The sequence below is a fragment of the Streptomyces sp. NPDC021356 genome, assembly GCF_040641015.1.
GTDB lineage: Bacteria > Actinomycetota > Actinomycetes > Streptomycetales > Streptomycetaceae > Streptomyces.
The window spans coordinates 119,255-142,935 of the sequence record NZ_JBFACU010000022.1 but is presented as its reverse complement, the minus strand read 5'-3'; the positions used below and the strand labels follow the sequence as shown (position 1 = coordinate 142,935).

The window sequence follows — 23,681 nt, the reverse complement described above, 5'->3', positions numbered from 1 at the left end:
GACTCAGCCACTCCAGGTCATCCTCGCCGGACGCATCGGCAACACCGGCTCCTACGACACCGGCATGCAGCTGTGGAAGCTGGCCCCCAACCCCGACGACCTCATGGTGATCGACGGCGCCGGCCACTACGAGATGTACGACGAACCCGAATACGTCGACGCTGCCGTCGAACGACTCACCAGCTTCTATGCGAACAACCTGTAAGGCATCCGAACCGGCGAACCTATGCGGTCACAGCACTAGCCTCGCGCTTTCACGGGGCAGAGGTCCATCCCGGCGACGTTCAGCGAGAGCCATGCGCCGCGCGCCGCCTGCTCGCGCATCGGGTCGAGGACGGTGTCCTGATAGCGGATGAAGTTCTCGCCGCCGCCGCCCGAGTGGCCGGTCTCCGAGGAGGTGAACGAGCCCTTGCGGGCGAGGGCTTCGCGGGCGCCGAGGTCCAGGAAGAACACCAGGTCCGGTTCGGTGAGGTGGGCGAAGACCTGTGCGGCGAGGCGGGTGGGGACCTCGGGCGTGAGTAGTTGCCGTACAGAAAGCGCCGCTGAGATTGATCATGGTTCGGTCAGCGTGAGTGTGCTGACGCGGTTCTCGTACTCGCGGCGGGCCTTGCGCTGGGCCGGGACAGCCGGGACAGCCGGGACGCCGTCGAGCGGCTGGCAACGGGTGAGGAGCTGGCGGTGCACGGCCGGGACGGCGGTGACGCGCAAGGTGTAGCCCTGCCCACGCCGAACGGTTCTTCCTTGGTCGAGCGCAGCCCGCTCGGCGGGCTCCAGCTCGGCGGCGCGGAGGAAGGCGGCGACCTTTCCCGGCATGTCGAGGGTGACCGGCAGTTCCGGCGCCGGGGAGTCCTCCTCGGTGGCGGTGTGGTCGGGCAGGAGGTCGGCGACAGCCGTACGGATCGCGCCGCGGCTGACGGCTCTGTTCTCCCGAAGCTGCCACGAAGTGACAAGTAACTCCGAGCGTCGTTAGGGCCTTGGTTTCCGTACGGGGTTCTGGAATTTCGGGGCCGGGAGGGCGCGAAGTGGCCGCGAGGGCGGGGCGAGTATCGCGACCAGGACGCGCGGGGAGCTCGACCGTGGACCGGGCAGTGTGCTGCTCGGCGCGGGCCGCATTGAGGTGGGTCTCCCCCGCGCCGTCACCCGGCGGCCGGGTTCCTGCCGGTGCCTGCAGCCTCCCACGATCGTGTACGGATAGTGCGCGCTGGTGCACAGTATGTGATCTTCGCGGGAGGATCGGCGTTGGGGTCCCGCGGCTGGCCGGGGCCGGAATCGAGGCTGGGAGTGGCGTATGTCTGTGTCCACTGACGCGTTCGGGATTTCGCAGGAGGAGCGGCTGGGGCGGCTGCGGGCTCAGCTGCAGGGGCGGCAGGTCGGGCTGCGGCCGTCGGCGCGGAAGGCGCCGGCCCGGGGGGCGGGGCTGCTGTACGGGGTGATGCTGCGGGGGGCGGCGCGTGTGGAGGCGGGCCTGGAGCTGACGGATCTGGAGGAGCAGATGGTCTCGCTCCTGCGGGTGGTGGCGTCGGAGGAGGAGGTGCGCGAGTTCGGCAGGGTGTTCCGGGAGGAGCAGGCGCTGGGTGCGTCGTCGTTGTTCCCGGCGGCGTTGTCGGAGCGGGCGCTGGAGGAGGGATACACGCTGGCGGACCTCGCCGGGGACCTGCCCGGTGTGCGGGAGGAGGTGATGGCGCAGCCGAACCTGAGCCTGGTCGACCTCGACCGCGTGCCCGAGGGTGCGGGGCTGGACAGCGCGGAGTTTACGGAAGGCGTGGGCGCGTACGGGCACGGGGTGACGGTGGTGACCGCGTCCGACCACCGCGCCGAGGCCCAGTCGCATTCTCCGCTGACAAACGTGACGATCGAGCTGGACCGGTTCAAGTGCTACGAAGCATCCGGCGAGATTGGCCACGACGAGCTGTACTGGGCGCTGGCCGCGACCTCCGACACCGACGTCAAGCAGCACTCAATCACCCGTACGTACGGGGGTGTCACTGACGATGATCTCGTGTACTTCGACGACGGGACCATGCTGTTCCACAACGGCACGGTGCAGGACTACCTCAACGCCCACGTCATCCTCTGGGAGGAGGATGGCAGTCCGGACAGCTGGCGGGAGGAGATGAAGGAGGTCCTGGGGAAGATCGTGGATTTCCTCAAGCGGCTGGCCGATGCTCTGAAGCTGTACGGCGGGCATTTCCCGGTGCCCGAGTACCACGACCTGATCGACTTCGTCGAGGTCGCCGGGATGATCGGCATGGCGATCATGGGCCTGATCGAGCTGTTCACCAACCATGACGACAAAATCCTGGAACGCACGTTCGTGTTCGACCGGGCCGCGCTCACGGCGTGGTTCCACCCCACCCGTGACCCCGCCTGCTCCAAGTCATGGGAATTCGACGGAGGAGACTCCGGGCGGTATCTGCTGGTGGCCACCGCCAGCGGCACCGTCCCGCCCCCTCCACCCATCCCCACTCGCCTGTGCGTCATCTCCGCGCCGTCCGCGCCGGAGACCGTGTGGGGGCCGGTGAGTGAGCTTCCGCCGCTGGCCATGCGCGGGGCGCCGGCCCTGGCCGCGGTCCGGGACAAGCTGGTGTGCGTGGCCCGGGACGAGAACGACGCCCTGCTTTGGAGCGTCTTCAACGGCACCGCGTGGAGCGCCTTCGCCCCGGTTCCCGGAGTAACCGGCGTGCGGGACATCGCCATGGCGGAGATGGGGAGTGTCGGCAAGGCGTACTGCGTCTTCCGGGCCGCCGGGAAACTGCATCTGATCGCCTTCGACGGAACGTCGTGGACGACACCGGTCACCCACCCCGACGCCGCGAACTGGATGACCGCCCTGGGAACCTACGGAAGCGAGCTGGCCTGTGTCGCCAGGGGAGGCCCGGGCAGGGGCGACGCGGTGCGATGGGCTCTGGGTGACCCTGCGGACTTCGCCTCCTGGAAATTCAACCCGGTCCGGCACCCCGAGATCAGCCCCGCCTCGGCACTGGTGGGAGCGGGCACCGCCCTGCACCTGGTGTCCCGCTCCGGCCGCACCGGCCATGAACTGATCTGGAGCGCCTTCAACGGCGTGAGCTGGAGCGAGCCCGCCCCGCTGCCCCTGGGCAACAATTCCGCCGTGCCTGGTCTGGGCTACAGCTACGGCAAAGTGCACTGCATGATCCGCAAGGCGACCGGGGAACTGGCCTGGTCCCGCCTGACCGGCTCCACCTGGGAGCCCGGGTGGCACAACAACCTTTACGTGGACACCACCGCCCACGCGCCCGCCCTCGCCTACGTCAGGCCCGGCCCCCTTGCCGGCCCTGACGCACCGTACGGGCGCCTGTACTGCGTCTACCGCGCCTGAAACCCCAACCGGGGCATGCCGCCTTTATGACAGCGAACCTCCTGAGGACGCACCGCACCGCACCGCGTCCGGGTGTGAGTAGTTGGCGTACAGGAGATCCCGGTGAGAACGATCATGGTCTGGTCGGCGCGAGGCTGCTGATGCGGTTCTCGTACTCGCGGCGGGCCTTGCGCTGGGCCGGGACCGCCGGAGCGCCCGGGCCGCCGTCTAGCGGCTGACAGTGGGCGAGGAGTCGGTGGTGCACGGCCGGGACGGCGGTGACGCGCAGGGTGTAGCCCTGGCCACGCCGTACAGTCACTCCCTGGTCGAGCGCCGCCCGCTCGGCGGGCTCCAGCTCGGTGGAGCGGAGGAAGTCGGCGACCTTGCCCGGCATGTCGAGGGCAACCGGCAGCTCCGGGGCGGGGGCGTCCTCCTCGATGGCGATGTGGTCGGGCATGAGGTCGGCAACGGCCGTGCGGATGGCGCCGCGGCTGACGCCGTGGTCGCGGGCGAGGGCGGCAATGGACCGGCCCTCCACGTAGGCGGTGCGTACGTCGGCGGTCTTGTCTGCCGACACGGCGGGGCGGCGGCCTCCCTTGTTGCCCTTGGCCTCGGCGGCGCGCAGTCCGTCGTAGGTGAGCTCGCGCTGGAGGTCGCGTTGGAGTTCGCCGGCGGCGGCGAGGGTCTGCACCATGAATTTCACGGTGGACAGCAGCTCGCCGGTCCGCGGGTGGCGGGCGGTGAGGTCCATCGCGGAGAACGCGCCGTCGTGGATGCGCAGGGCGACCTGGTCGCGGTGGAGGACGCCGAGCACGTCGAGGATGTGCCCGGTGCCGCGTACGAGGCGGAACATCTCGGAGATGTGCACGGTGTCGCCCGGCCGCGCGTAGTCGAGCAGCGTGCGGAACTTCGGGCGCTGGAGCGGGTGGAGGCGGCTGGAGGTGCCCGGGTTCTCCTCGAAGACGACCGGGTCCTCGATGCCGGCCTCGTCCAGGACGAGGTTCTGCCGGGCGGTCGACTGCTGGTCGGTCGAGACCCGCTTGTAGACCATGTTCGCCATCGAGGGTCCCCTATGGCCTCTCGCACCGAAGGTTAAGCATTCTCTCCGAACCTCAAGCGAGGCTGCGACGCTGTACTCCATCCCGCATGCGACGGCGCCCAGAGGGTGACCGTCGCAGGCGGGGTTGGCATCAGCTCTCTGAGGCCTCTTGCTGCTCGCGCTTCCTCTGCGCTTCTGAAGCGCCCTCCTGCCCGCCCAGGCTCACTTCCCCCTCCGGGTCCAGGAAGGGCTCCCCCTCAGTCTCATGAACAAGCTCCTGGTACGCCGGACCTTCCCCCGTTCGATCCGAGTGATCTTTGGCCTTGTCCTTGAACGACTCCGAGCGCTCCATGACTTCTCCTCACCGTGCGGTTGATACCTGTCTGATCATCAACGTATCTACGCGCCGTTGGTTCTGCCCGGCTACCCCGATGGAGGACGTCTGCCAGTCTCAACGGGCGTGCGAGGCGGGCCAGCTCAAGGTGAGAACACTCCGCCTTTGGTGCGAGACGTCACCTTCCGTACGGAGGATCGGACCCTATCTGTCGTCAAACCCTGTCAGCGATCACCATCGGATCCGATTGGATTCGAGCCGCCGCGAACCCCCAATTTGCACGGGTTCATTGGCCACGCCGCCGCCCTGTCGTCAAACGATCGTTTGACGACAGAGGTGGATGCGGCGGCTGCTCGGCCGCTCGCCCGAACATGCGGAAGGCCGAGGGCGGCGCCCGCAACCGACTTCGCTGTGTAGTGTATTAATTACTCATGGTAAGTTCCGTTGGGGCGGTCGCGGGCGCGTCAGGACGCTCGCGACGGGCTCGACAACAGGCCGAAGCTGTTCCGAGGAAAGGACGTGCAACATGAGGCTCGAGCAAGGAGGGCGGTACGTCATTACAAACCGCCTGTCTGGGAGCGTCATTGATGTCAAAGGCGCGGACAACACTGTCTGCGGGTGGGAGAAGAACGGTGGCGATAGTCAGCAATGGATTCTGATCGACAACGATGGCCATCGGTTCATCAGAAACGTGCAATCGGGCCTTTACCTGGCCCCGAGCAAGCCGTCGTTTGACGATATTCATGACGGCACAGCGGTCGTGGTTGCCCCACGCCCGTTCCAGTGGGACGTCAAGGAACAGGACGACGACGAGTACAGGATGTACGTCGCCGGGTTTGGCCGGGCTGTCAATATCGACCTTGCGGAGGGCGGAAACCCGGCCAACGGCACAGGGGTCGTGCTGTGGGGGCAGGTGGATGAGAGTCGTAACCAGCTGTGGGGGTTCGAAAGGATCTGACCTGCGCCTGACCATGATCAATCTAACCGATGCCCACGGTTCCATTGATCTCCCGGGGTCGTGAGCCGAGGCCGGGTGTGAGTAGTTGCGGTACAGGAAGTGCCGTTGAGCTTGATCATGGTCCGGCTGGCGTCGTGGTGTGGTGAGAGTTCTGGCTGTCCCGGCAGGGCGGCCAAGATCACCCCGCCCGCCCGCTCAGGGTTCCGGCCGGGGCCGACGCGGTCGCACAGGAGACGCACCATGGATCAGTAGCAGTCCGCCATGACGCAATAACGTTGCGTTACGTGACGTTGTTCGCTGGCCCCCGGAGCGGGGGAGTGGTGCCCCGACGTGTTGGGCCAGTGACGCAGCCTCAAATCGAGAGGAATACAGAGTGCTTGTCTTCACTGACATCATCACTGGCGACGAAATTTTCAGCGACAGCTTCCCGCGTAAACTCATCGATGACATCGTCTGGGAGGTCGACTGTCAGATGATCCCGGTCAAGGACGGGGCGGATACCGATATCGGGGCGAATCCGTCCGCAGAAGAGGCCGGGGAGGATGTCGAGGACGGAGTCCGGACGGTCAACAACGTCGTGGACAGCTTCAGGCTGAACCCGACCACCTTCGACAGGAACACCTACCTGACTCACCTCAAGGGCTACGTGCAGTCGGTGAGAAGGGCTCTTGAGGAATTGCGCGCCAAGCCGGAGGAAGTTGCCGCGTTCGAAAAGGGTGCCGCGGCCTACACCGAGAAGATCGTCGGCAACTTCGAAGCCTACGAATTCTTTCTCGGTGAGAGCAGGAACCCCGATGGTATGGTGGGTCTTCTGAGCTACCGTGAAGACGGCATCACTCCGTACCTCACTTTCTGGAAGCATGGCCTGAAGGAACAAAAGCTCTAGGATCTGGCGCCAGAACCCATTCTCGTGAGAAGTCGGGCTGCCGCCGTGCTCGTCGGGGGCGGGCGCTCCTGTCGCAGGGTGCTACGGGCTCGCGGAGGGTGTCGCGCGTGAGTACGCAAGCGGGGGCTCCCAGGGCGGCTGTCCCGGGAGCCCGACAGGTCGGGTGCGCCGCCCGTCACTCCTCGTCTTCGCCGTCCTCGACGGCGTCCGGGTCCCGGAACGGGCGCAGGCCATGGCCGGGACCGCTGGCCTTGATATTGAACAGGTAGCGGCCCAGGAAGTTGATGTGCCGGTCCTTGAGCGGGGAGAGGCGCGCGACATCCTCGTCCTTGATGTCGTGCCCTTCGTCGCGGAGCTGGGCGACTGCGGCGTCCAGATAGCGGGTGTTCCAGAGCACGACGGCGTTGAGTACCAGGCCGAGGGCGGCGAGCTGGTCCTCCTGGCCCTCGCGGTACGCCTGGCGGATCTGCCCGCGGCCACCGTGGCAGATCGCGCGTGCCAGGCGGTGGCGGGATTCCTGCACCGTGAGCTGCCGGTTCATCAGCCGGCGGTAGGTGTCGTCGACTGGGTCGACCAGAGCGAGCAGGTGCAGGGTCTTGTCGATCCGCCCGTACTCGGCGAACGCGGCACCGAGCGGCGTCGGATGGCCCTCGCGGCCGAACATGCGCAGCAGGTCGTAGGCGCGGACCTGGTTCGTGATGAGCGAGCCGGCGACGCGGAGCATGTCCGGCCAGTGCGTGACGATCCGCTTGAGGTTCACCTTGTTGCAGGCGACGGCCTCCAGCGGCCCGTACCCGGCGGCCGGCGCCTCCCCGTCGCCGCCGGGCAGGTCTGAGCGCCAGAACCTCTGATCGGCGAGGTCACGGAAGCGCGGGGCGAAGCGGAAGCCGAGCATCTTGTACAGGCCAAATGCCATGTCGGAGTACGAGGCGTTGTCGGTCGCGACCATCTCGGGCTTCACCCCGCCGTCGAGGTTCAGCAGCGTGTCCAGCGTGTAGAGGCTGTCGCGCGGCGTGCCGCGTACGACCATCGCTCCGATCCCCGCAACCTGGTCATTGACCGCGTTGAGCCAGGTCACGCCCCGTTTGTAGCCGTAATACTTTGGCGAGGGGCCGGTGTTGATGCTCTTCACGGGGACGACGAACCGCAGGCCGTCGACGGAGGCGAGCAGCCCGCCGCCCCACATCTGGGCAAGCTCGATGCGGGACTGGGCGGTGATGAGCGCGGCGTTCGCCGCGGCGATGGTGTCGGCGCGCAGGTAGTTCTGATCGACGTGGGACAGCCGCGAGCGGGTCAGCGCCTTGTTCTCCGGGTCGACGACCGGGGTCAGGCCGATGTTGCAGCTCTCCGCCACCAGCAGCGCGACCAGGGAGACGAGCAGGCCCTCCATGCGGGTGCGCCGCTCGGAGAAGTGCCCGAAGGCGTCGAGGAACCCGGTCCAGGAGTGGACCTCGAACAGCAAGTCCGGCAAGTCGATCCTCGGGAGCATCGCCTCCGTTGTGGCCTTGAGCCAGGTCAGCGACTCCGGCTCGCCCACCGCGCCGAGCTTGTCCACCGACAGACGGGCCCGGCCGCCGCCCTCGGGGACGACGATCTCCACCTTCGCCTCGTTGCCGGCCTCCTCCAGCCGGTCGGCCATCTGCCGCCACGCCGCGTCCAGCGCCTGGACGAGCTGGGCCAGGTGCTCCTCGGCGTCCTCGGTCAGGGACAGGCCCGCGAGCACGTCCGCGCGCATCGCCTCCCACCGCGGACCGTCCAGCAACCTCGCGCGAGGGTCCGCCCACCGGTTCGACGGGGCGGCGAACACGTCGCGCCGGTTCAGGGCGCGGTGCAGCTGCTCCAGGACGCACACCACGTACGCGTCGCGGTCGACCGCGCCCTGCGGCAGCCTGGCATTGGAGAACACCGCCCGCTTCCACATCGCCGGCACCAGCTCGGCGTCGACCTCGCGCGGCAGCAGCGGCCGATCCTTCACCCGGCGCCGCGAGAGCGCGGGCAGGCGCCGCACGGCCTTGAGGATGCGCCGCCCAGCCGGGGCGGCACCCAGCGCGTCCGACTCGCCCAGCAGGGACAGGAACGGGCGCACGGTGTTGTAGCGCAGGGCCAGCTTCTCGCGCATCGCCGACTCGGCCGAGCCGTCGTCCTCGGGCACCAGGGCCTCGACGGTCGCCACCGCACCGGCTACCGCCGTACGCGGCACGGCCTCCTCGACCGCCGCCCACAGCGCGGCGACGTCCAGGTCCGCATCGTGCTCGGCGACCAGGTCCAGCTCCTCGGTAAGGATCTTCGACGCCTTCGCCAGGATCCGGGCCGCCTTCTCCAGCTGCGGCAGCATCGCCAGCCGCTCGCGGTCCGACGCCCGCCGGGCGGGGCTGATCAGCCGGTTCGCCATCAGCACCGCGAACAGGTCCAGCGCGTCGTCGACCGCCTGCGCCTCCAGCTGACGCACCACCGCCGTCAGCAGCGCGGTCCGCCGCGGCTCCGGCGCCCGCAGAATCGTCTGCGCCTTGCTCAGCTGCCCATACCGAGCCAGCGCGGACAGCCGGTTCACCGGCACCCGCGACAGGTTCACCCGGCCCAGCCGATACGCAGAGATCTCCTCCACCCGCTCCATCGCCCGCACCATCGCCGTGCCCGTCGACTTCACCGGCGGTGTACGCAGCCGCTCCAGCTCCGAGACCCGCCTGCCCTCCGGCACCACCAGCAGCTCCGCCAAGGCCGGCGCAAGCACGGGATCGGCCCGGTACGTCGCCCTGGCCACCGCGTCGTACAGGCGCCGCTCGGCCGCCGTACGGGCCTCCGACACCTGCCGGGCCAGCACCGAGACACCCGGCAGCAGCACCCGGTTCTTCCGCAGCCACGTCACCGCGTGATTGAACAGCGCCACCGGCCCCTCGGCATGCGTCCACGCCCGCCCGTACAGGAAGCCGCGGAACTCCCGGCCCCACTTCCGGTCGGTGAAGTCCCGGTACTTGAACCGCCTCTGGATCTCATCCGCGTGCCCGTACACCGTCGACCGCCGCTCGGCGTACCGCTTCACACACGAGGCGTCCAGGATGCCGAGCTGCCCGGCCAGGTACTCCACGACCTCCCACGGCACCGCGAGCGGGTCCTCGCCCAGGAACCGGCCGACGTAGCGGACCGTGCAGATCTGCACCGCCATGCCCAGCCGGTGCGCGTCCGTACGGCGCAGCGCGATCAGATCGCGGTCGTCATCGTCGAGGAAGAAGAACCGCTCCAGCTCCGGGCGCGTGGGCGCCTCGGTGAACGTCCCGTACGCCTCGGCCTGCTCATGGGTCAGAAACTCCACCGGCACGCCCGGACCGTAGCCAGCGCCGGCACCCGCTCGACGATCTTTCCGCGAACCTCAGCGATGCCGCGGACCGGTGTGCTAGTCGACCATGATCGTTCTCACCGGGATTTCCTGTACCCCGACTACTCACACCCGTTCCCGGACGGCATGACTGAGTGTCTGGCCGGTGCTGCGGAAGGCGGCGGACCACTCGGCGACGGGCTCCAGTGGTCCGCCGGGGCGCAGGAGCACGTCGCTGTCGGCGAGGAGCAGCAGCCGGACCTCCTGAGCAGGTCACCATGGAATGCGCCAAGAGCATCGGCCACCCACCCCTGCGGGCCCTCGCGCTGGGGTACGCCAGCTACGGGACGGCAACCCCGCAGAAAGCCGCTGAGCTGTTGATCCAAGCCGCCAAGGACGTCCGAGGCCCGGGCAACGCCGCCGCCGCTGCCTGGCTCTACGGCAGGCTCGCGGAGGAGGCAGCGAGCGTCGGCGATCACACGAATGCCCTCCGGGCTTTGGACCGGGCCCGCTTCGCGTACGAATTCGCCGATCACACGGTCGAGCAGGCGTGGGTTCGCTTCGTCACCCCGTACCGGATGGACTCCTTGGCCTTGTCTGTCTACGGACAGCTCGGACGGCAGGAGCTGGCCGGAGCCGCGGACCAGGCCGTAGGCCGGCTGGGCAGAGAGCTACCCGACTCGGGCGTCGTGGTGCTGGGCGACCTGGCGAATGCCTTGTTGCGTGGGGGAGACGTCGGCCAAGGCGTCTATGTAGCCCACCAGTTCGCTGCGGCGAGTGAAACCTGTCCCACTACGATGGGGCGAGCTCGCGCACACGCCGTTGCAGCTAAGCCATACCCGGTGTCTCTGGGCCTCTGGACCTTACGACAGCCCGTCCAACCCACGATCAAGGTAGGACCGGTAGTCGACGTAGTACTCGGCAGGCACAGGTCAGGCCGCCCGCGGGGCGGTGTGAGCCGGCGCGGGAGCGCCGTACTCGGCGTCGAACGCGGCGACCGTCTCCGGGTCGCGGGTGACCTGCCGGAAGATCTCCGCGCCCTCCGACAGTGCGCGCTCACGCCGCTTCTCCTCGGCCACCTGCGCCAGGTAGGCGTCCAGCGGCAGCCCCGCCGCGTCGGCCAGGGCCTGCAGCGCGTCCGCGGTGGTGTCGTCGATCTCGATGCCAGCCATGCATCGAGTATGCCGCCTGGGACCCCACCGGGACCACCCGCCTGGAAATACCGTCCTGACCTGCGCTTTTATGGTCCGGCGGGCGCGGCCTGGTCCTCGAACCTGCCCCAGAGCGGGACGGCGTCCAGCGGGTCGTTCTTGCTGGTGTCGATGGTGCCGTCGGGCCGGTTGTAGACGTCGTCGGCGAGGGTGGAGTCCGCCGACCAGTCGCCGGCCGTGTTGCGTTCGGCCAGGGGTACGAGGGCTTCGGCCATGTCGGTGTTCGGGCCCGCGCGCAGACTGTGGGAGGTGACCTTGAGGCCGTTGATCAGGGCGACGCCGGCAGCGGCCGCGCGCGCCTGTACCATCTCGTTGACCATCCGGCCGGTGAGGAACAGGCCCCGCACGGTGGCGTTCTTCCGGCGCTTGAGGTTGCCCTTGGTGGTCAGGGCCCGGAAGAGCGGCTTGGCCGGCAGGTAGGCCGGTTCGCCGCCCGCAGGGTTCTGTTCGTGCTCGGTGGGCTCGCGCAGCTCGCGGAGATCAGCCAGCCAGGCCCGCACGCGGGCGACGATCTGCAGGTCTGCGCGGTCACGGATGAAGCGCCACCGTCCGTTGCCCTTGCGTCGTGTCTTGCTCTTCGCGGTCCACACCCAAACGCCGCCGGCGTCCACACGTACCTGCTTGACCAGCAGGTTCGTGACCTCGATGGAGCGGTAGAGCATGCCGTACTGCAGGACGAGCATGGCCGCGTCGCGGCGCCCGATCCGAGTGGTCTCGTCGACCTTGGCGAGCACCCTGACCAGGTACTTCAGGGTGAGGCCGGCGGACTGCTCCTTCTCTCCTCCGGCCGGGATCCACTCCTCCAGCCGGTAGTCCTCGATCATCTCGCGGACGAGGGAGGCGTCCGGCCGCTCCCCCTTCGGGTACCAGGAGACGATCCGGGAGCAGTAGGCGAGCAGGCTGTCCGGACTGTACTTGCCGCCGTCCGGCTTGCCTGTCTCCATGAGGAAGCCGAAGTACGCGGCGACGTTCGCCGTCGTGGTGGTGGGCTGGGCGATCCTGCCCTCCTTCACGCACCACTGCTCGAAGCGGGTGCGCGTGGAGTCGCGGTTGACCCGGGTGTTGCGGGCGCCGCGCTCGATGATCCGCTTCTTCACGCGCGGCGGGACGGTGAAGTCCCGGGCGGAGAAGGTCGGTTGTTCGTCGGCGCGCGGCGGCAGCTCTCCCTCGGCGAGGATCGTGTGTCGGGTGATGCGGTAGGGGGCCGGGGTGCTGTCCGGGGCCGCGGGCAGGAGCTGTTCGCGGTCGTCGACGATCTCGGCGTCGTAGACGATGTCGTCCGGGCCGGTCGCTTCAGTCGCTGTCGTCACGTCTGCCCCATGCCACACCTGTCGGATTCCCTGACTCTCCCTCACTACCTCGTATTCTTCCACGAATAGGAGGTAAGGTAACCCTTATGTTCTGCGATCGGCCATGTCTTGTGCAGTCGGCCGGGACGCCGTCGAGGTCGGTGGTGATGGCGAAGACCTTCCCGGGCTCGGTGGTGCCGGTGAGGATGGCGAGCAGCGGTACCTCGGTGTAGGTGTAGGTGTAGGTGTAGGTGTAGGTGTAGGTGTAGGTGCGGACCGGTACGCGTCCGCCGGCCGGGCGGATGTTGTGGCGGAACGGGCTGCCGAAGCCAGTGCTGGGATGGTTCCTGGCCATGGGTCGCTCACGCCGACCACCGCCGTCGGCGTCCTGCTGACCTCGACGCTTCTCGGTCCAAGTCGACTGTGCTGAACGGTAGTTGGGTTCGTACTTGGAAGGCTTCGGCCGCCGCCATCACGCCCTTGAAGGGCCCGACAACCCCCATGTTCGATCTGTTCGATTTTTCGCTGAGAACGATTCTCCGCTCGGCGTCCTCACGCTGCACCGTCGCAGCGAAGCCGTAGAACGCGCCCTCTGATGCCTTCCGCCAGGGAGCACCGCAGTGCGCAAGGGCACGGAGCGACAAGCCGCGGGCTGCTGGGCCCCGGCCCTGCTCGGGGGTGTTCTCCCGAAGCTGCCACGAAGTGGCAAGTAGCGCGCCGTAGTCGGGGCAAATCGACGCCGTTCGTCGGGCGAGACACCTGCGACCTGCGCTGATGGCCCTCGAAACGGCCCCTCGGCCCGGTACTCCCGAAGGTGTCGCCAGTACCGGGCCCAGTCGACGAGAGCGTGCGCGGCCTGGAGCGGTCGTTCCTCGCCGCGTGCCGGACGGATCTCGGCAACGACTTCTGAGGTGACGTGACGCGGCCAGAGCTGCGGATTCATGTCACATCACCTCACCCCTCATCCTTCCCCGGACCGCCGCCCCGCTTGGTGATGATCGCGGCGATGATGCCGCCCGCCGCGGTGATGGCGGCCGCGATGATGACGTCCATATCTCCCCCTTGCTCAAGGCGCCGAGTTGCGCCGGGCAAGACCATCGCACCTCGAAAAGGCCCACGTCCAAACCCAAAAACGCGCTGGTCACGGGGCTGTAGACGCTTCCGGGCGGTGATTCCTCGTGGGATCGGCGGCCATTTCTGCACAGGAGTCTGCAGCGAAACCTGTGTACGCGTGAACGTCGGCGAGACGGCCAGCTCAATGCGTCCGATCCAGCCGCCGGGACGGTACGCGGCCCCTACCACTTTTCGCCGCCGCCCCCTGGCACTTTTCCCGGCCGCTCCAAACGATGTCGCGTGCGGCCCTGTAGTGCAGGTGGGTGAGTGGGCCTACGCCGTGCTGTACGCGGACACGGCAGCGCGCGACGCTAACCGCGCCCGTTCGTACGGTTCCCGCCCATGTCTCCGACCGTCGCACTGCCCCGCACCCGGATCGCCGGCCTCGCGGCCCGCGCCCGGAACATCGTCGACTCCGGTCTGTGCACGCGCACGCTGAACGTTCTCCGCAGGGTGGGGATCGCGCGAGCCTCTGCACGTCACCCTCGTGACGCCGGAGCTGGTGGTGGAGGTCGGCGTCGACGTCGCCCGGGACGGTGCCGGGCGGTGGCGCCACCCGGCGCGCTGGCACCGGATGCGCCCGGACCTGTCGCCCGCCGAGACCCCGGCCTTCGAGCCCGGGCCGACGGGCTGACCGGAGGCTGCCCCGCCGTGGGTGGGACACCGAAGGGACGGCTGGGCGGCCGGTCTACGGTCCGGCGATCAGCCAGAGGATGAGCACAGCGTCCAGGTCCGCACTGAACCGGTAGACGACGGAGATGCCGCGGCCGCGAGTGTCATCGGGCAGCAGCTCGACAACGCGGGAGTCGCTTCCCGGCAGGCTGCGGCCCTGTGACGGGTCGTCTTCCAGGGAGCGGCGGACGCTTTCGACGGCCGTTCGCTCAGCCGGGGCCAAGTCGGTGAGGAGCTTCTCGGCGGGATCGCTGAAGAAGGCGTGGGTCACCGGGCGCCCTCGACGTCGGCGAGCTTGCGACGCAGTTCGGCGTCGACGTCGGCGGCGCTCCGGTCGAGTGCGGTCATGGCCTCGGAACTGTTGCGGACCAGGACGCGGTGGCGGTACGCCTGGATGATCTCGCGGACCCGCGTCAGGTCGTCCAGCTTGATCGCGTCGAGTTCACTCTCGAACGCCTGCCGGTCGCCGGGGAAACCCCATGTCGACAGTGCCTCGCGCAGCTCGGAGAGCGTGCCCATGGGCGGGCTGAACTGACTGGTGTCGGGGTGCTCGGGCTGAGCAGTCACTGGGACCCCTCCTTCTGGTCTTTCCGCAACGCTACTCGCCTGCGCTGCGGGAGGGGGAGCACCGGCTAGAAGTGGTCGGGCAGCCAGGGTTCGTGTTCCGTGGTGCGGATCAGTCTGCTCAGTGCTTCGTTGGACTGGGTGGCGACTCCCGCGAGGCGTGCTGTGGCGGCTGTGCGGTAGCCGCCGGCGTACCAGACGGCCAGTTGCCGCCGGGTGAACTGGACTTCGCCGGGGGTGTGGGTCCTGGTGAGCTGGGCGGCGCCGTCCTTCACTTCGAGCAGGTACTGGTTCCAGGCCGTACCGTCCTCAGTCTCGATGTCCACGGACACGGCGATGTCGGTGTCATTCGGCCAGCCCCGCAGCCTCACAGCCTCGGGCAGGTCGAGGATGCGGAGCATCCATGGGTGCCATGCTTCCGCCGGAGATGTTCAGCATCGCCTTGGCCGCGCCGGTCTTGGTGAAACGGCGGATCGCCTCCTGGGTGGTCTCCACGTACTCGTCGAGGTTGAGGCGGCTGGCCCGCCCCACGCTGACGCTGGCTGCCGTGGCCACCATCTCCACGTACTGCGGCCGGTAGTGCTGGGCCAGCGCATGCAGGACGGGGAGAGAGGCCTGGCCGCCGCAGGAGACGAGACCGATGTGGTGGTGCCGGGCGGCCTGGCCGCCGTTCACGGTGGGCACGATCAGCGCACCGGCACTGGTGGGCGTGAGGTCGATGAGCACCGTCCCGGTGCCGGCGAGCCGGGACCAGTGTTCGGAGTGCTCGAAGGCGTTCGTGACGTCGAAGACGACGTCGAAGGTCTGTCCCGACTCCAGCAGGGCGGAGACGCCGCCCGCTGCGGTGGTGCAGCCCAGCTCAGCGGCTTGGGCCAGTCCGCGGCTGTGGGGCGTGCGGCCGACGACGAGTCCGCAGCTCAGGTGCGGGGCGTTCTGCATGCGCTCGACCAGGTCGAGCGCGAGTAATTCGGTACCCAGCACGGCAGTGTTCAAGGGGGTGGATGGCATATTGCGCTCCCTGATGGGGTGGGGTCAGAGGACCTGTAGATGCACGGTGGGAAGCCGGGTGGAGGCAGCCCGGAAGTGAGTGCCGGGGGCGATCGGGAGGCTCGCGTGGACCGACCCGGCCAGGACGATGTCTCCGGCGCGCAGGGTGGTGCCCAGCACGGGCAACGGGCAGGCGGCGCGTCAGCCAGGCCAGCGCCTTGAGCGGGTCGCCGAGGATGTCACGTCCCTGTCCGGTCGCGACCACCTCGCCGTTGGCGTGCACCGTGATCTGTTCGGTGCCAAGGTCCCAGGCCGGATGGAAGGGGACGGGGCTGCCGGTGATGACGCCGGCGCAGGTACCGGCAGTGAAGTCCTGCGAAGTGAAGGCGACGGGAGGCGCGGACGGCAGAACCCGGTCCTCGGCGAGGCGCCGGCGGGGCATCTGCTGGGTGATGCTCATGCTGATTCTCCCGCCAGATCCGGCGCAGTGAGCCGCGCACTGACGGTCTTGCCCACGACCGTGTTCCCGTCCTGCTTGCCCTGCCACGAAAGGCGCACCCCGTGTCCGTGGCCAGCCCGTGTGGCACTGGGCAGTTCGGGGTCCGCGTCGTCCACCTCGATGAGGAGACCGTCCGCGGCGTCCACCGTGAGCCGCAGGACCACACAGCCGTCGGCGAACGCCCGGCCGCGCTTGACCGCGTGGTCCACGAGGAAGTCCGCGATCCGTGCCGCCAGATCGACATCGCCCCTCCAGCGGGCCACCGTCAGCCTGGGACGTACCCGTAAGCGGGCGTTGGCGCCCGCCGCCCCGTCGGCCCTGAGCCTCGTGCTCCACCTGTACCGGGGCCCGCCATCGTCTTCCCAGGCAGGAAGGAGAACCGTCGCCTTCACGGGGTGCCGATCGGCCACCCGCTCGGTGTCGGATGCGTGGGTGACCGCGTCGGCGGCAGGAGAAGCGGAGTGCTGCGTTGGCGGGTTCACGTGGGGCTCCCAGTGCTTCAGCAGAAGAACGTCAGGACCGACTGGGTCTCCCCTGCGGTCGCTGCGAGGCGTCTGACGTACAGGTAACTGCGTTACTACCGAGAGTGGATAGGTAATTCCACGGGGGTTCCTCTGGCGTGCGACCGGAAGTTTTTACCCTGCGGGCCTGCCCCCTTCGCAGGACGCCACTACCGTGTCCGCATGACGGGGAACCCGCACCTCGCAGCTCGGCTGGAGCACACCGGTATGACGCAAGCTGACCTTGCGAACCGGCTGAACAGAAGGATCAGCATCCTGACGGGCCGCCCCGGCACGCTGACCGACCGTCACGTCCGGAACTGGCTGACCGGGAAAACGCGTTGGCCCCAGGCACGACAACGCCTCGTTCTCGAAGAAGAATTCAACGCGACGGCGGAGGAACTGGGGTTCATACCTCCCGCCGCCCGGGAGCGAGCACCTTCGGAGGACCCAGTGCAGCGACGGACCTTCACCACGGCCACGGCATCCCTCACGGCCGCTGCCCTTCTTCCGGAGGCCCCGTCCAGCGGTTCGACGCGGGTCGGAATGAGCGACGCCAACAGACTGGAGCGGAACTTCGCGGACCTGGTGCAGGCCGACAACGAAGACGGGGCGGGGGTGCGCCTGGAGACCCGGGCACTCGCCCACGCGCAGCACGCTCTGGATCTCCAGGCAGTAGGACGGGCAAGCACGCGGGTCCGCCGCCGCCTGTACTACCTGGCGGCGGCCTTCACTGGAACGGCGCTGTGGGCTGCCGTGGAGGCACAGGAGACCAAACGCGCCGTGGGCCACCTGAACAAGGCCATGACGCTCGCCGGGATGGCGGGCAGCAGCGAAATGCAGATGCGTCTGTGGGGTCACGCCGCGCTTCTCTCGTACCAGCAGGTACACCTGCATGATGCCTTGGCAGCAGCCGAGGCCGGCAGACGCGCATACGTGTGCCGGCAGGATGCGCTCTTCCGTTCCCTGGCCAGTGCACGCCTGGCCGGAATCCTCTCCGCGGTGGGTGAGGACTCTGCCGCCCAACGCACCCTGCTCCATGCGGAACAGACGTACGAACGGGCAGACCCCACCGAGCGGCGCCCTGCCTGGATGTCCTTCTTCGACCGGGCTGAGCTTGACGGCCTGGCCGCCCTGGTCATGGCCCGGCTCGGCCGACACGCCGAGTCAGAGGCCCGCCTGCACCGCACGCTCTCGCTACTACGCCCTGACCTCCGCCGCAACCGCGCCTACTACACGATCCACCTGGCCCTCGCGCAGCTCGCCCAGGGTGAAGCAGAGCAGGCGGTCTCTACCGCCCTCCCCCTCCTCCCAGGCCCTGGCCAGCCCCCGCTGGTCGGACGGAACAAGAAGCTCATGTGGCAGTTCGACCGGGGAATCAACCAGTTAGCGCCAGGGGTGGGGTTCGTGATCGAGTGGCAGGACCGCTTCCGCGAAGGAGAGAAGACACTGTGAGCACGGTCGACGTGAGGCATTACGTAGCTGCGGACCTGCCCGAGATCCGGCAGCACATCCTCGACATCCATGTCGAGGTGAGGCATCGCGACTTCGGACTCACCGGACCGTTCTACGACGTTGACCGCTTCGATGAGCGGCTGTCCGCCTACTCGGCCCGCTCGGGCTGGACCGCGGTACTCGGATACGACGGCGCCGAGCCGGTCGGATTCTGCTTCGGCACCACCCTCGCGTCCGACACGAAGTGGTGGAACAACATGCTCACACCGCTGTCCAAGGACGTAACCGCTGAGAACGGGAAGCGTACGGTCTCGTTGAACGAGATCGTAGTCCGCAAGCCCTGGCGGGGCCGCAGTATCGCGTGGCAGCTCCACGAAGCATGGCTCACGCACCGCAAAGAAGAGCGGGTGACGCTCCTTGTGAACCCCGCGAATGGAGACGGCGCCGTACAAGCCGTCTATGAAGCATGGGGATACCGCAAGGTGGGCGACCAAAAGCCCTTCCCGGACTCTCCCGTGTTCTCCGTGATGCTTCGTTCCGTAAGACAGGACTGATAGGGCACCAGCATCGTCACCGCGGTGCCCGCTTGGCCCGAGGCGGCGTCGGCCGCCGGCGACGTGCGGCTGTTCGGCGGGCTATCCCATCGGCCGGTGGCTGCCTGGGGCCTTCGCCGGCCCCCGGGCCCCCGCTTCCCCGGCACCGCCCGGCGCGGGCAGCGCTCCCGTGGTGCAGGTGCGTGCGCGCCGGACGGCACCGGGGCTGTGGTGCCCTGGCCTGGGCAAGTTTCAAAAATCCGCCCGCAAATGAGGCGGCGCGGGGATCAGCGGGGATCGACGCGGAGCCACCGGGCCCGCTCGACGGCAGCGCCCTTGGCTGGGTGTGGCGGGGTGAAACCAAGCGGGCCCTGTTCTCCCGAAGCTACGGCGAAGTGACAAGTAGCTCTCTGTAGCGGATCAAAGATGCGTTTGGCTAGGATTTCTGCCTCTTCACCTCTTGAGCTGTGATGCTCCGTCACGTTGGTCGTGTTATGACGACGGGAGGGAGCCCGGGGTGCGTCAGGAGTGGGAGCCGGAGGACCTGATCGAAGTCTGGACGCTGCTGGAGGAGGACCGGGAGCGTCTGCGGAACAAGTCGGGGGCGAACCGGCTGGGGTTCGCGTTGTTGTTGAAGTTCTTCGAGGTCGAGGCACGGTTCCCAGAGACCGCCGCGGAGATCCCGGCGCCGGCGGTGTCGTACGTCGCCCAGCAGGTGAAGGTGCCGGAGGAGGAGTGGGCGGCGTACGACTGGGCGGGGCGGGCGATCAAGCGGAACCGGGTGGAGATCCGGGGCGCGTTCGGCTTTCGCGAGTGCACGGAGGAGGACCAGGCCCAGCTCGCCGAGTGGCTTGCGGTGGAGCTGCGCGGGATGGAGCTGTCCCGGGACCGGTTGGCGAAGGCGGTGGTGGCCCGCTGCCGCAAGGACCGTCTGTGGCTTGCACGGGCTTCGGCCTCCAGACGCTTGGCGGTGGACAGCCAGGCGTCGTGCCAGCCGTCGTAGTCGCCGGAGGTGACCCGGGAGGCGGTTGCGACGACTTCACCGACGTCCGAGCCGCCGTAGACGGCCAGGCCGAGATTACGCAGGGTCTCGAACCAGAACTGCTGATCGTCCTGGAACATCAGCTGCTTCATCGCATCTCCCTCTCAAGGAGGGCCCGGAAGGTGCGCGGGGGCCGACCGGTGAGGCGCTGGACGGTGTCGGTGATGCGGTCCTCCGCCCCTTCGGCGATGGCACGGTCCATGCCGGCCAGGATTGCGGCGAACTCCACCGGCACCTGCGTCGTGAGGCGATCGCGCATCTGCTCGTAGGACAGAAGGCGGTGGACGACGGGCCGACCGGTGACCTCGGTGATGATCGCGGCGATGTCGTCGTAGCAGAGTGCCTCGGGTCCGGTGAGGAGGAGGTCGGTGTTGGGGGCTTGCTCGTCGGTCAGAGCGCGCACGGCGACGGCCGCGATGTCCTCGGCGTCGACGAAGCCGACCCGGCCGCTTTCGGTGGCGGTCCAGATGATGCCCTCGTCGCGGATGCTGTGAGCGTGCGCGTGCGTGCCGGTGAAGTTCTGCATGAACCACGAGGGCCGCAGTACCGCCCACTGTTCGAACAGATCGGGCAGGGCCTGGTGCACCGTTCCCACCGCCGGACCGCCCTCGGGGATGGCCGAGGAGCTCAGCAGCACCGCGCGGTGCACGCCGGCGGTGCGGGCCTGATGGAGGAACGGCAGCATGATCGCCGCGGGGTCCGAGTCACCCAGGGGCGGTATGAGGTAGACGCGGTCGACTCCGTCGAGGGCGGCCGCGTGGGTGGCGGGGTCGTACCAGTCGAAGGGGACCGGCTCGGTGCCGGCGACCGGGGTGGCCCGGCGGCTGGCGGCTTTGACGCGGTGACCCGCGGCCGTCAGCTGTGCGGCGGTGCGGCTTCCGGTGGTGCCGGTGGCGCCGATGACCAGAGTGGTGCCGGCGGTGGTCATCGGCTGCTCCCGGTGAAGTCGGTGCCGGGCTCCTGGACGGCGAGGGGGTTCCAGTAGTCGCGGTAGGAGGTGATGTGCCCCTCTTGTACGGTCACGACGGCGATGTAGGTCATGTCGAAGGGAGCGTCGCTCTCCACCAGGCGGCCAATCCCGCGCATCTCGACCACGATGGTCTGTGGATCGGTGGTCTGGTGGATCCGCAGCTCGGGGAAGTCGTGCAGGTCGATGTGGTCGGGGTAGTGCCGCATGTAGGCGGCGATGGCCTCCTTGCCCTCCAGACGCCGGGGCCAGCCGTCGGGAGCGAAGGGGAACTCCATGACGCCGTCCTCGGCCCACAGGGCGACCCACGCGGGGATGTCCTTGTCGAGCAGCAGTCGCAGGCTGTGGCGGTACAGATCCGCCGGGGAGGTCGGTGCGGACATGGGTATCCTCCAGTCATAGAATACGGACCCTAGGTCCGTTTTGACGATACGGACCCTTGGTCCGTTTTGCAAATGGAAGGAGCGGCATGCCCGAACGCCAGTCGTCTCGCAAGGACGCCATCCGTAACCGGGAGGCCGTGCTCACGGCTGCCGATGCCCTCTTCACCCGCCGGGAGAGTCCCGAGGACGTCACCATGGCCGACGTCGCGGCAGCGGCCGGCGTCGGCAAGGGCACGCTCTTCCGGGCCTTCGGCGATCGCGCCGGGCTGCTCCGCGCGCTGTACGAGGCACGGCTCGAACCGATCAGGCAGGCCGTCGAAGCCGGCCCACCACCCCTGGGGCCCACGACCCCACCGCAGGATCGCGTACCCGCCCTGCTCGATGCCGTCCTGTGCTTCAAACTCGACAACCGGCGCCTCGCGCTGGCCCTGGAGGAAGGCGGGAGCAGCAGCCCGTACCGGGCGGAGCACTACGAGCGGTGGCACAGCCTGCTCCGAGCCGTACTGGAGCAGCTCCCCGGCCTGGCCGACAGCGACTTCACCGCCCACGCCCTGCTCGCCGCCACACGAGCCGACCTCGTCGAGCACCTGGCCGGAGAAGAGCGCATTCCGCGGGAAAGAATGCGGGCACAGTTCGCGAACTTCGTCACCGGAGTCCTGGCCTCCGGCCCTCCGCAAGGGTTGACCGCCGAAGAATGATCGAGGATCGGCGAGTCCTTGATCGGCGGAGCCTCTCACAAACGGTCCTTTGCCCGAGCAAGATCGAAAACCGCCGTACGGAGATCGCGAAGAGCCGGTTCGGTTCGCAGAACTTGTTCTCACTCAAAGATGGGTCCGGGTACTTCTGCGAATCGTTGGTGACAGTCTCGGGTGGCATGACGGACCCTCAGAGGCTTCCCCGAGCGACGCCGACGACATCGAGCGCCACCCCTGCCCGCGCTGCACCGCCGAACCGGGATCGCCGTGCCGACGTTCGGCGGGCAGCGACGCTGATGGGCCCAGGGCGGGGCGGCGCTGGCGGGGGCTCATGGCGTTGAGATCATCCCCTGGCCGACCACGAACGGCGTTGCCCCTGATGATTCACGGACGGAGACGGGCCGCAACTTTGCTCCGCCCGCCCCCGGACACACCGGACAGGGGGCAGTTTCGCTCGCGGTGGCTTCGATGGAATGTGGGCAGTGCGGTCGTCAACCGGCTGCGGGGCTGCCGATCGGGGCACCCGGCGCCCGCTCGTGGTTGCATTCGGACGGAGGATTGCGGGTGGTGGCGATCACCTGGTCAAGCCGTTCGCGCGCGGCGACGAGGCCGGCGATCCGCTCGCTGATCCGTGCTCGTTCGCTCTCCAACTGATCCAGAAGTCCCGGGGCCACCGAGCCTGCGTTGACGCAGCGCAGCACCTCCCGCACCGACCTGCTCGGCAGTCCGGCGGCGAACAGCTGCTGGATCAGATGGACCTGCCCGACCGCGGAGTCCGGGTACTGACGCTGGCCTCCTGCGCTGCGGTCGGCTCGCAGCAGGTCCTGCTCCTCGTAATAGCGCAGCGCACGCACGCTCACGCCGGACTGGCGGGCTACCTCACCGATCCGCATGACTCTCCTTCGCTCCCGGCCAGAGTTGCACCTCACGTCAGTGTCAGGTTTTAGTGTAATGGGCGCCAGGGCATCCATAGCCATTCGCACCGATAAGGCAGGTCATCATGCGCGCAGCCCGCTACCACGAGTACGGCAGTACGGACACCCTCATCATCGAGCAGGCCCCGGACCCGACGCCCGGATCCGGTGAAATCCGCATCCGGGTCACGGCGGCCAGCGTCAATCCCGTCGACTGGAAGGTGCGCAACGGCTCGGTGCGCGACTTCCTGCCGGTCGATCTGCCCGCGATCCCGGGACGCGACGCCGCGGGCGTGGTGGACCAGGTCGGTGCAGGCGTCGACTCGGTCAGCATCGGTGAGCGAGTCTTCGGCCTCGGCGGAGTGACGGGTGCTTCTGCCGAGCTGGCCATCCTGTCGGCCTGGGCTCCCTCCCCCGCCCGCTGGAGCGACAACGAGGCCGCCGCCGCAGGCCTGGCGTCCGTGACGGCACTGGGCGGACTGAAGACGCTCGGGCCCCTGGAAGGCCGCACGCTGCTGATCGAAGGCGCTGCCGGCGGCGTCGGAGGCGCGGCGGTCGAGATCGCCCGCGCGCTGGGCGCCACCGTGATCGGGACAGCCAGCGAGCGCAACCACGCGTACCTCACCTCCCTCGGCGCCGTTCCCGTCACCTACGGCGCGGGCCTCTCAGAGCGCCTCGCCGGCCTGGCCCCGAACGGGATCGACCTGGTCCTCGACGTCGCCGCCTCCGGCTCCCTGCCCGACCTGGTCGAGATCGCCGGCGGCCCGGACCGCGTGGTGACGGTCGCCGACCACATGAACGCCGCGGCGCTGGGCGTCCGGGTGGCCAACGCGGTCAACGACCCCACGCTCCTGGCCGAAGCCGCCCATCTCGGCGCAGAGGGCCGCTATGTGCCGCGCATCGAGAAGCTCTATCCACTGGAGGAGATCCCGAAAGCACACGCCGCCTCCGAGCACGGACACGTACGAGGAAAAATCGTCGTGACCCTCTGATCCAGCTGATCCAGGA

24 protein-coding genes and 3 pseudogenes are annotated in these 23,681 nt (G+C 68.5%); 12 read left to right on the top strand and 15 right to left on the bottom strand.

Features of this window, described 5'->3' with window-relative positions; translation table 11 throughout:
• Positions 1 to 205, top strand: a pseudogene (locus AB0G56_RS27470) (alpha/beta hydrolase); the annotation flags it as partial.
• Positions 206 to 240: 35 nt separating this feature from the next.
• On the opposite strand, the gene AB0G56_RS27465 reads toward AB0G56_RS27470, so the two are convergent.
• Together AB0G56_RS27465 and AB0G56_RS27460 are read right to left on the bottom strand one after the other, a co-directional pair.
• Complete coding sequence (locus tag AB0G56_RS27465) at positions 241 to 453, bottom strand: hypothetical protein (protein ID WP_360973846.1); 213 nt, start codon at positions 451 to 453, stop codon at positions 241 to 243.
• Positions 454 to 552: 99 nt separating this feature from the next.
• A complete protein-coding gene (locus AB0G56_RS27460; protein ID WP_360973843.1) occupies positions 553 to 813 on the bottom strand; it encodes a hypothetical protein in 261 nt (86 codons plus the stop codon).
• Between the two features lie 475 nt (positions 814 to 1,288).
• Here AB0G56_RS27460 and AB0G56_RS27455 point away from each other — a divergent pair, with 475 nt between their 5' ends.
• Positions 1,289 to 3,340: a hypothetical protein gene (locus tag AB0G56_RS27455; protein ID WP_360973840.1), complete on the top strand. Its 2,052-nt coding sequence runs from the start codon at positions 1,289 to 1,291 to the stop codon at positions 3,338 to 3,340.
• Positions 3,341 to 3,452: 112 nt separating this feature from the next.
• On the opposite strand, the gene AB0G56_RS27450 is transcribed toward AB0G56_RS27455, so the two are convergent.
• Together AB0G56_RS27450 and AB0G56_RS27445 are read right to left on the bottom strand one after the other, a co-directional pair.
• Entirely contained in the window at positions 3,453 to 4,379 is a 927-nt protein-coding gene (locus tag AB0G56_RS27450; RefSeq protein WP_360973837.1) for a recombinase family protein, read from the bottom strand.
• A gap of 130 nt (positions 4,380 to 4,509) precedes the next feature.
• The gene (locus AB0G56_RS27445; protein WP_360973834.1) at positions 4,510 to 4,710 is read right to left on the bottom strand and encodes a hypothetical protein; all 201 of its coding nucleotides are present in this window, start codon (positions 4,708 to 4,710) and stop codon (positions 4,510 to 4,512) included.
• 508 nt (positions 4,711 to 5,218) lie between these two features.
• Here AB0G56_RS27445 and AB0G56_RS27440 point away from each other — a divergent pair.
• Both AB0G56_RS27440 and AB0G56_RS27435 read left to right on the top strand, forming a co-directional pair.
• Positions 5,219 to 5,650 (top strand): RICIN domain-containing protein, encoded by a 432-nt coding sequence (locus AB0G56_RS27440; RefSeq protein ID WP_360973831.1) that lies wholly within the window; start codon positions 5,219 to 5,221, stop codon positions 5,648 to 5,650.
• A 373-nt stretch (positions 5,651 to 6,023) separates the two neighbouring features.
• Complete coding sequence (locus tag AB0G56_RS27435; RefSeq protein WP_360973828.1) at positions 6,024 to 6,536, top strand: translationally-controlled tumor protein; 513 nt, start codon at positions 6,024 to 6,026, stop codon at positions 6,534 to 6,536.
• A gap of 175 nt (positions 6,537 to 6,711) precedes the next feature.
• Here AB0G56_RS27435 and AB0G56_RS27430 read toward each other — a convergent pair whose 3' ends face one another.
• The gene (locus AB0G56_RS27430; RefSeq protein WP_360973825.1) at positions 6,712 to 9,852 is read right to left on the bottom strand and encodes a Tn3 family transposase; all 3,141 of its coding nucleotides are present in this window, start codon (positions 9,850 to 9,852) and stop codon (positions 6,712 to 6,714) included.
• A 269-nt stretch (positions 9,853 to 10,121) separates the two neighbouring features.
• Here AB0G56_RS27430 and AB0G56_RS27425 point away from each other — a divergent pair.
• Positions 10,122 to 10,679 (top strand): annotated as a pseudogene (locus AB0G56_RS27425) (transcriptional regulator); the annotation flags it as partial.
• Positions 10,680 to 10,781: 102 nt separating this feature from the next.
• Here the strand turns inward: AB0G56_RS27425 and AB0G56_RS27420 are convergent.
• Both AB0G56_RS27420 and AB0G56_RS27415 read right to left on the bottom strand, forming a co-directional pair.
• Entirely contained in the window at positions 10,782 to 11,021 is a 240-nt protein-coding gene (locus AB0G56_RS27420) for an antitoxin MazE7 (RefSeq protein WP_360973822.1), read from the bottom strand.
• Positions 11,022 to 11,089: 68 nt separating this feature from the next.
• Complete coding sequence (locus AB0G56_RS27415) at positions 11,090 to 12,370, bottom strand: tyrosine-type recombinase/integrase (protein ID WP_360973819.1); 1,281 nt, start codon at positions 12,368 to 12,370, stop codon at positions 11,090 to 11,092.
• Here AB0G56_RS27415 and AB0G56_RS27410 point away from each other — a divergent pair.
• A pseudogene (locus AB0G56_RS27410) lies at positions 12,337 to 12,582 on the top strand (hypothetical protein); the annotation flags it as partial. The gene AB0G56_RS27415 and the pseudogene AB0G56_RS27410 overlap by 34 nt on opposite strands.
• Positions 12,583 to 13,949: 1,367 nt before the next feature.
• Positions 13,950 to 14,096, top strand: a complete 147-nt coding sequence (locus AB0G56_RS27405) for an ATP-dependent DNA ligase (protein ID WP_360973816.1) — start codon at positions 13,950 to 13,952, stop codon at positions 14,094 to 14,096.
• A gap of 54 nt (positions 14,097 to 14,150) precedes the next feature.
• On the opposite strand, the gene AB0G56_RS27400 is transcribed toward AB0G56_RS27405, so the two are convergent.
• The 5 genes from AB0G56_RS27400 to AB0G56_RS27380 form a co-directional block, all read right to left on the bottom strand.
• Positions 14,151 to 14,405 (bottom strand): hypothetical protein, encoded by a 255-nt coding sequence (locus AB0G56_RS27400; RefSeq protein ID WP_360973813.1) that lies wholly within the window; start codon positions 14,403 to 14,405, stop codon positions 14,151 to 14,153.
• The gene (locus tag AB0G56_RS27395) at positions 14,402 to 14,701 is read right to left on the bottom strand and encodes a hypothetical protein (RefSeq protein ID WP_360973810.1); all 300 of its coding nucleotides are present in this window, start codon (positions 14,699 to 14,701) and stop codon (positions 14,402 to 14,404) included. Before AB0G56_RS27395 ends, AB0G56_RS27400 begins: the two co-directional genes overlap by 4 nt.
• Before the next feature lie 65 nt (positions 14,702 to 14,766).
• The gene (locus tag AB0G56_RS27390) at positions 14,767 to 15,024 is read right to left on the bottom strand and encodes a sterol carrier protein domain-containing protein (protein ID WP_360973807.1); all 258 of its coding nucleotides are present in this window, start codon (positions 15,022 to 15,024) and stop codon (positions 14,767 to 14,769) included.
• A 19-nt stretch (positions 15,025 to 15,043) separates the two neighbouring features.
• A complete protein-coding gene (locus AB0G56_RS27385; RefSeq protein WP_360973804.1) occupies positions 15,044 to 15,706 on the bottom strand; it encodes a hypothetical protein in 663 nt (220 codons plus the stop codon).
• A 435-nt stretch (positions 15,707 to 16,141) separates the two neighbouring features.
• Positions 16,142 to 16,447 carry a hypothetical protein gene (locus tag AB0G56_RS27380; RefSeq protein WP_360973802.1) on the bottom strand — a complete coding sequence of 102 codons (306 nt, stop codon included), beginning with the start codon at positions 16,445 to 16,447 and terminating at the stop codon, positions 16,142 to 16,144.
• Positions 16,448 to 16,867: 420 nt separating this feature from the next.
• Between AB0G56_RS27380 and AB0G56_RS27375 the strand changes: the two genes are divergently transcribed.
• From AB0G56_RS27375 to AB0G56_RS27365, 3 genes are all read left to right on the top strand, one after another.
• Positions 16,868 to 18,139 carry a Tat pathway signal protein gene (locus AB0G56_RS27375; protein WP_360973799.1) on the top strand — a complete coding sequence of 424 codons (1,272 nt, stop codon included), beginning with the start codon at positions 16,868 to 16,870 and terminating at the stop codon, positions 18,137 to 18,139.
• Positions 18,136 to 18,693: a GNAT family N-acetyltransferase gene (locus AB0G56_RS27370; RefSeq protein ID WP_360973796.1), complete on the top strand. Its 558-nt coding sequence runs from the start codon at positions 18,136 to 18,138 to the stop codon at positions 18,691 to 18,693. Before AB0G56_RS27375 ends, AB0G56_RS27370 begins: the two co-directional genes overlap by 4 nt.
• A gap of 496 nt (positions 18,694 to 19,189) precedes the next feature.
• Positions 19,190 to 19,675, top strand: coding sequence for a DUF4158 domain-containing protein (locus AB0G56_RS27365; RefSeq protein WP_360973793.1), 486 nt, complete (start codon positions 19,190 to 19,192; stop codon positions 19,673 to 19,675).
• 127 nt (positions 19,676 to 19,802) lie between these two features.
• Here AB0G56_RS27365 and AB0G56_RS27360 read toward each other — a convergent pair whose 3' ends face one another.
• Together AB0G56_RS27360 and AB0G56_RS27355 are read right to left on the bottom strand one after the other, a co-directional pair.
• Positions 19,803 to 20,642: an NAD(P)H-binding protein gene (locus AB0G56_RS27360; RefSeq protein WP_360973790.1), complete on the bottom strand. Its 840-nt coding sequence runs from the start codon at positions 20,640 to 20,642 to the stop codon at positions 19,803 to 19,805.
• Positions 20,639 to 21,064 carry a nuclear transport factor 2 family protein gene (locus AB0G56_RS27355; protein ID WP_360973787.1) on the bottom strand — a complete coding sequence of 142 codons (426 nt, stop codon included), beginning with the start codon at positions 21,062 to 21,064 and terminating at the stop codon, positions 20,639 to 20,641. Before AB0G56_RS27355 ends, AB0G56_RS27360 begins: the two co-directional genes overlap by 4 nt.
• Before the next feature lie 86 nt (positions 21,065 to 21,150).
• Between AB0G56_RS27355 and AB0G56_RS27350 the strand changes: the two genes are divergently transcribed.
• Positions 21,151 to 21,762 (top strand): TetR family transcriptional regulator, encoded by a 612-nt coding sequence (locus tag AB0G56_RS27350; RefSeq protein ID WP_360973784.1) that lies wholly within the window; start codon positions 21,151 to 21,153, stop codon positions 21,760 to 21,762.
• 488 nt (positions 21,763 to 22,250) lie between these two features.
• Here the strand turns inward: AB0G56_RS27350 and AB0G56_RS27345 are convergent, their stop codons facing one another.
• Entirely contained in the window at positions 22,251 to 22,652 is a 402-nt protein-coding gene (locus AB0G56_RS27345; RefSeq protein ID WP_360973781.1) for a MerR family transcriptional regulator, read from the bottom strand.
• Positions 22,653 to 22,759: 107 nt separating this feature from the next.
• Here AB0G56_RS27345 and AB0G56_RS27340 point away from each other — a divergent pair, with 107 nt between their 5' ends.
• Complete coding sequence (locus AB0G56_RS27340; RefSeq protein WP_360973778.1) at positions 22,760 to 23,665, top strand: NADP-dependent oxidoreductase; 906 nt, start codon at positions 22,760 to 22,762, stop codon at positions 23,663 to 23,665.
• The last annotated feature ends 16 nt before the right edge of the window (positions 23,666 to 23,681 follow it).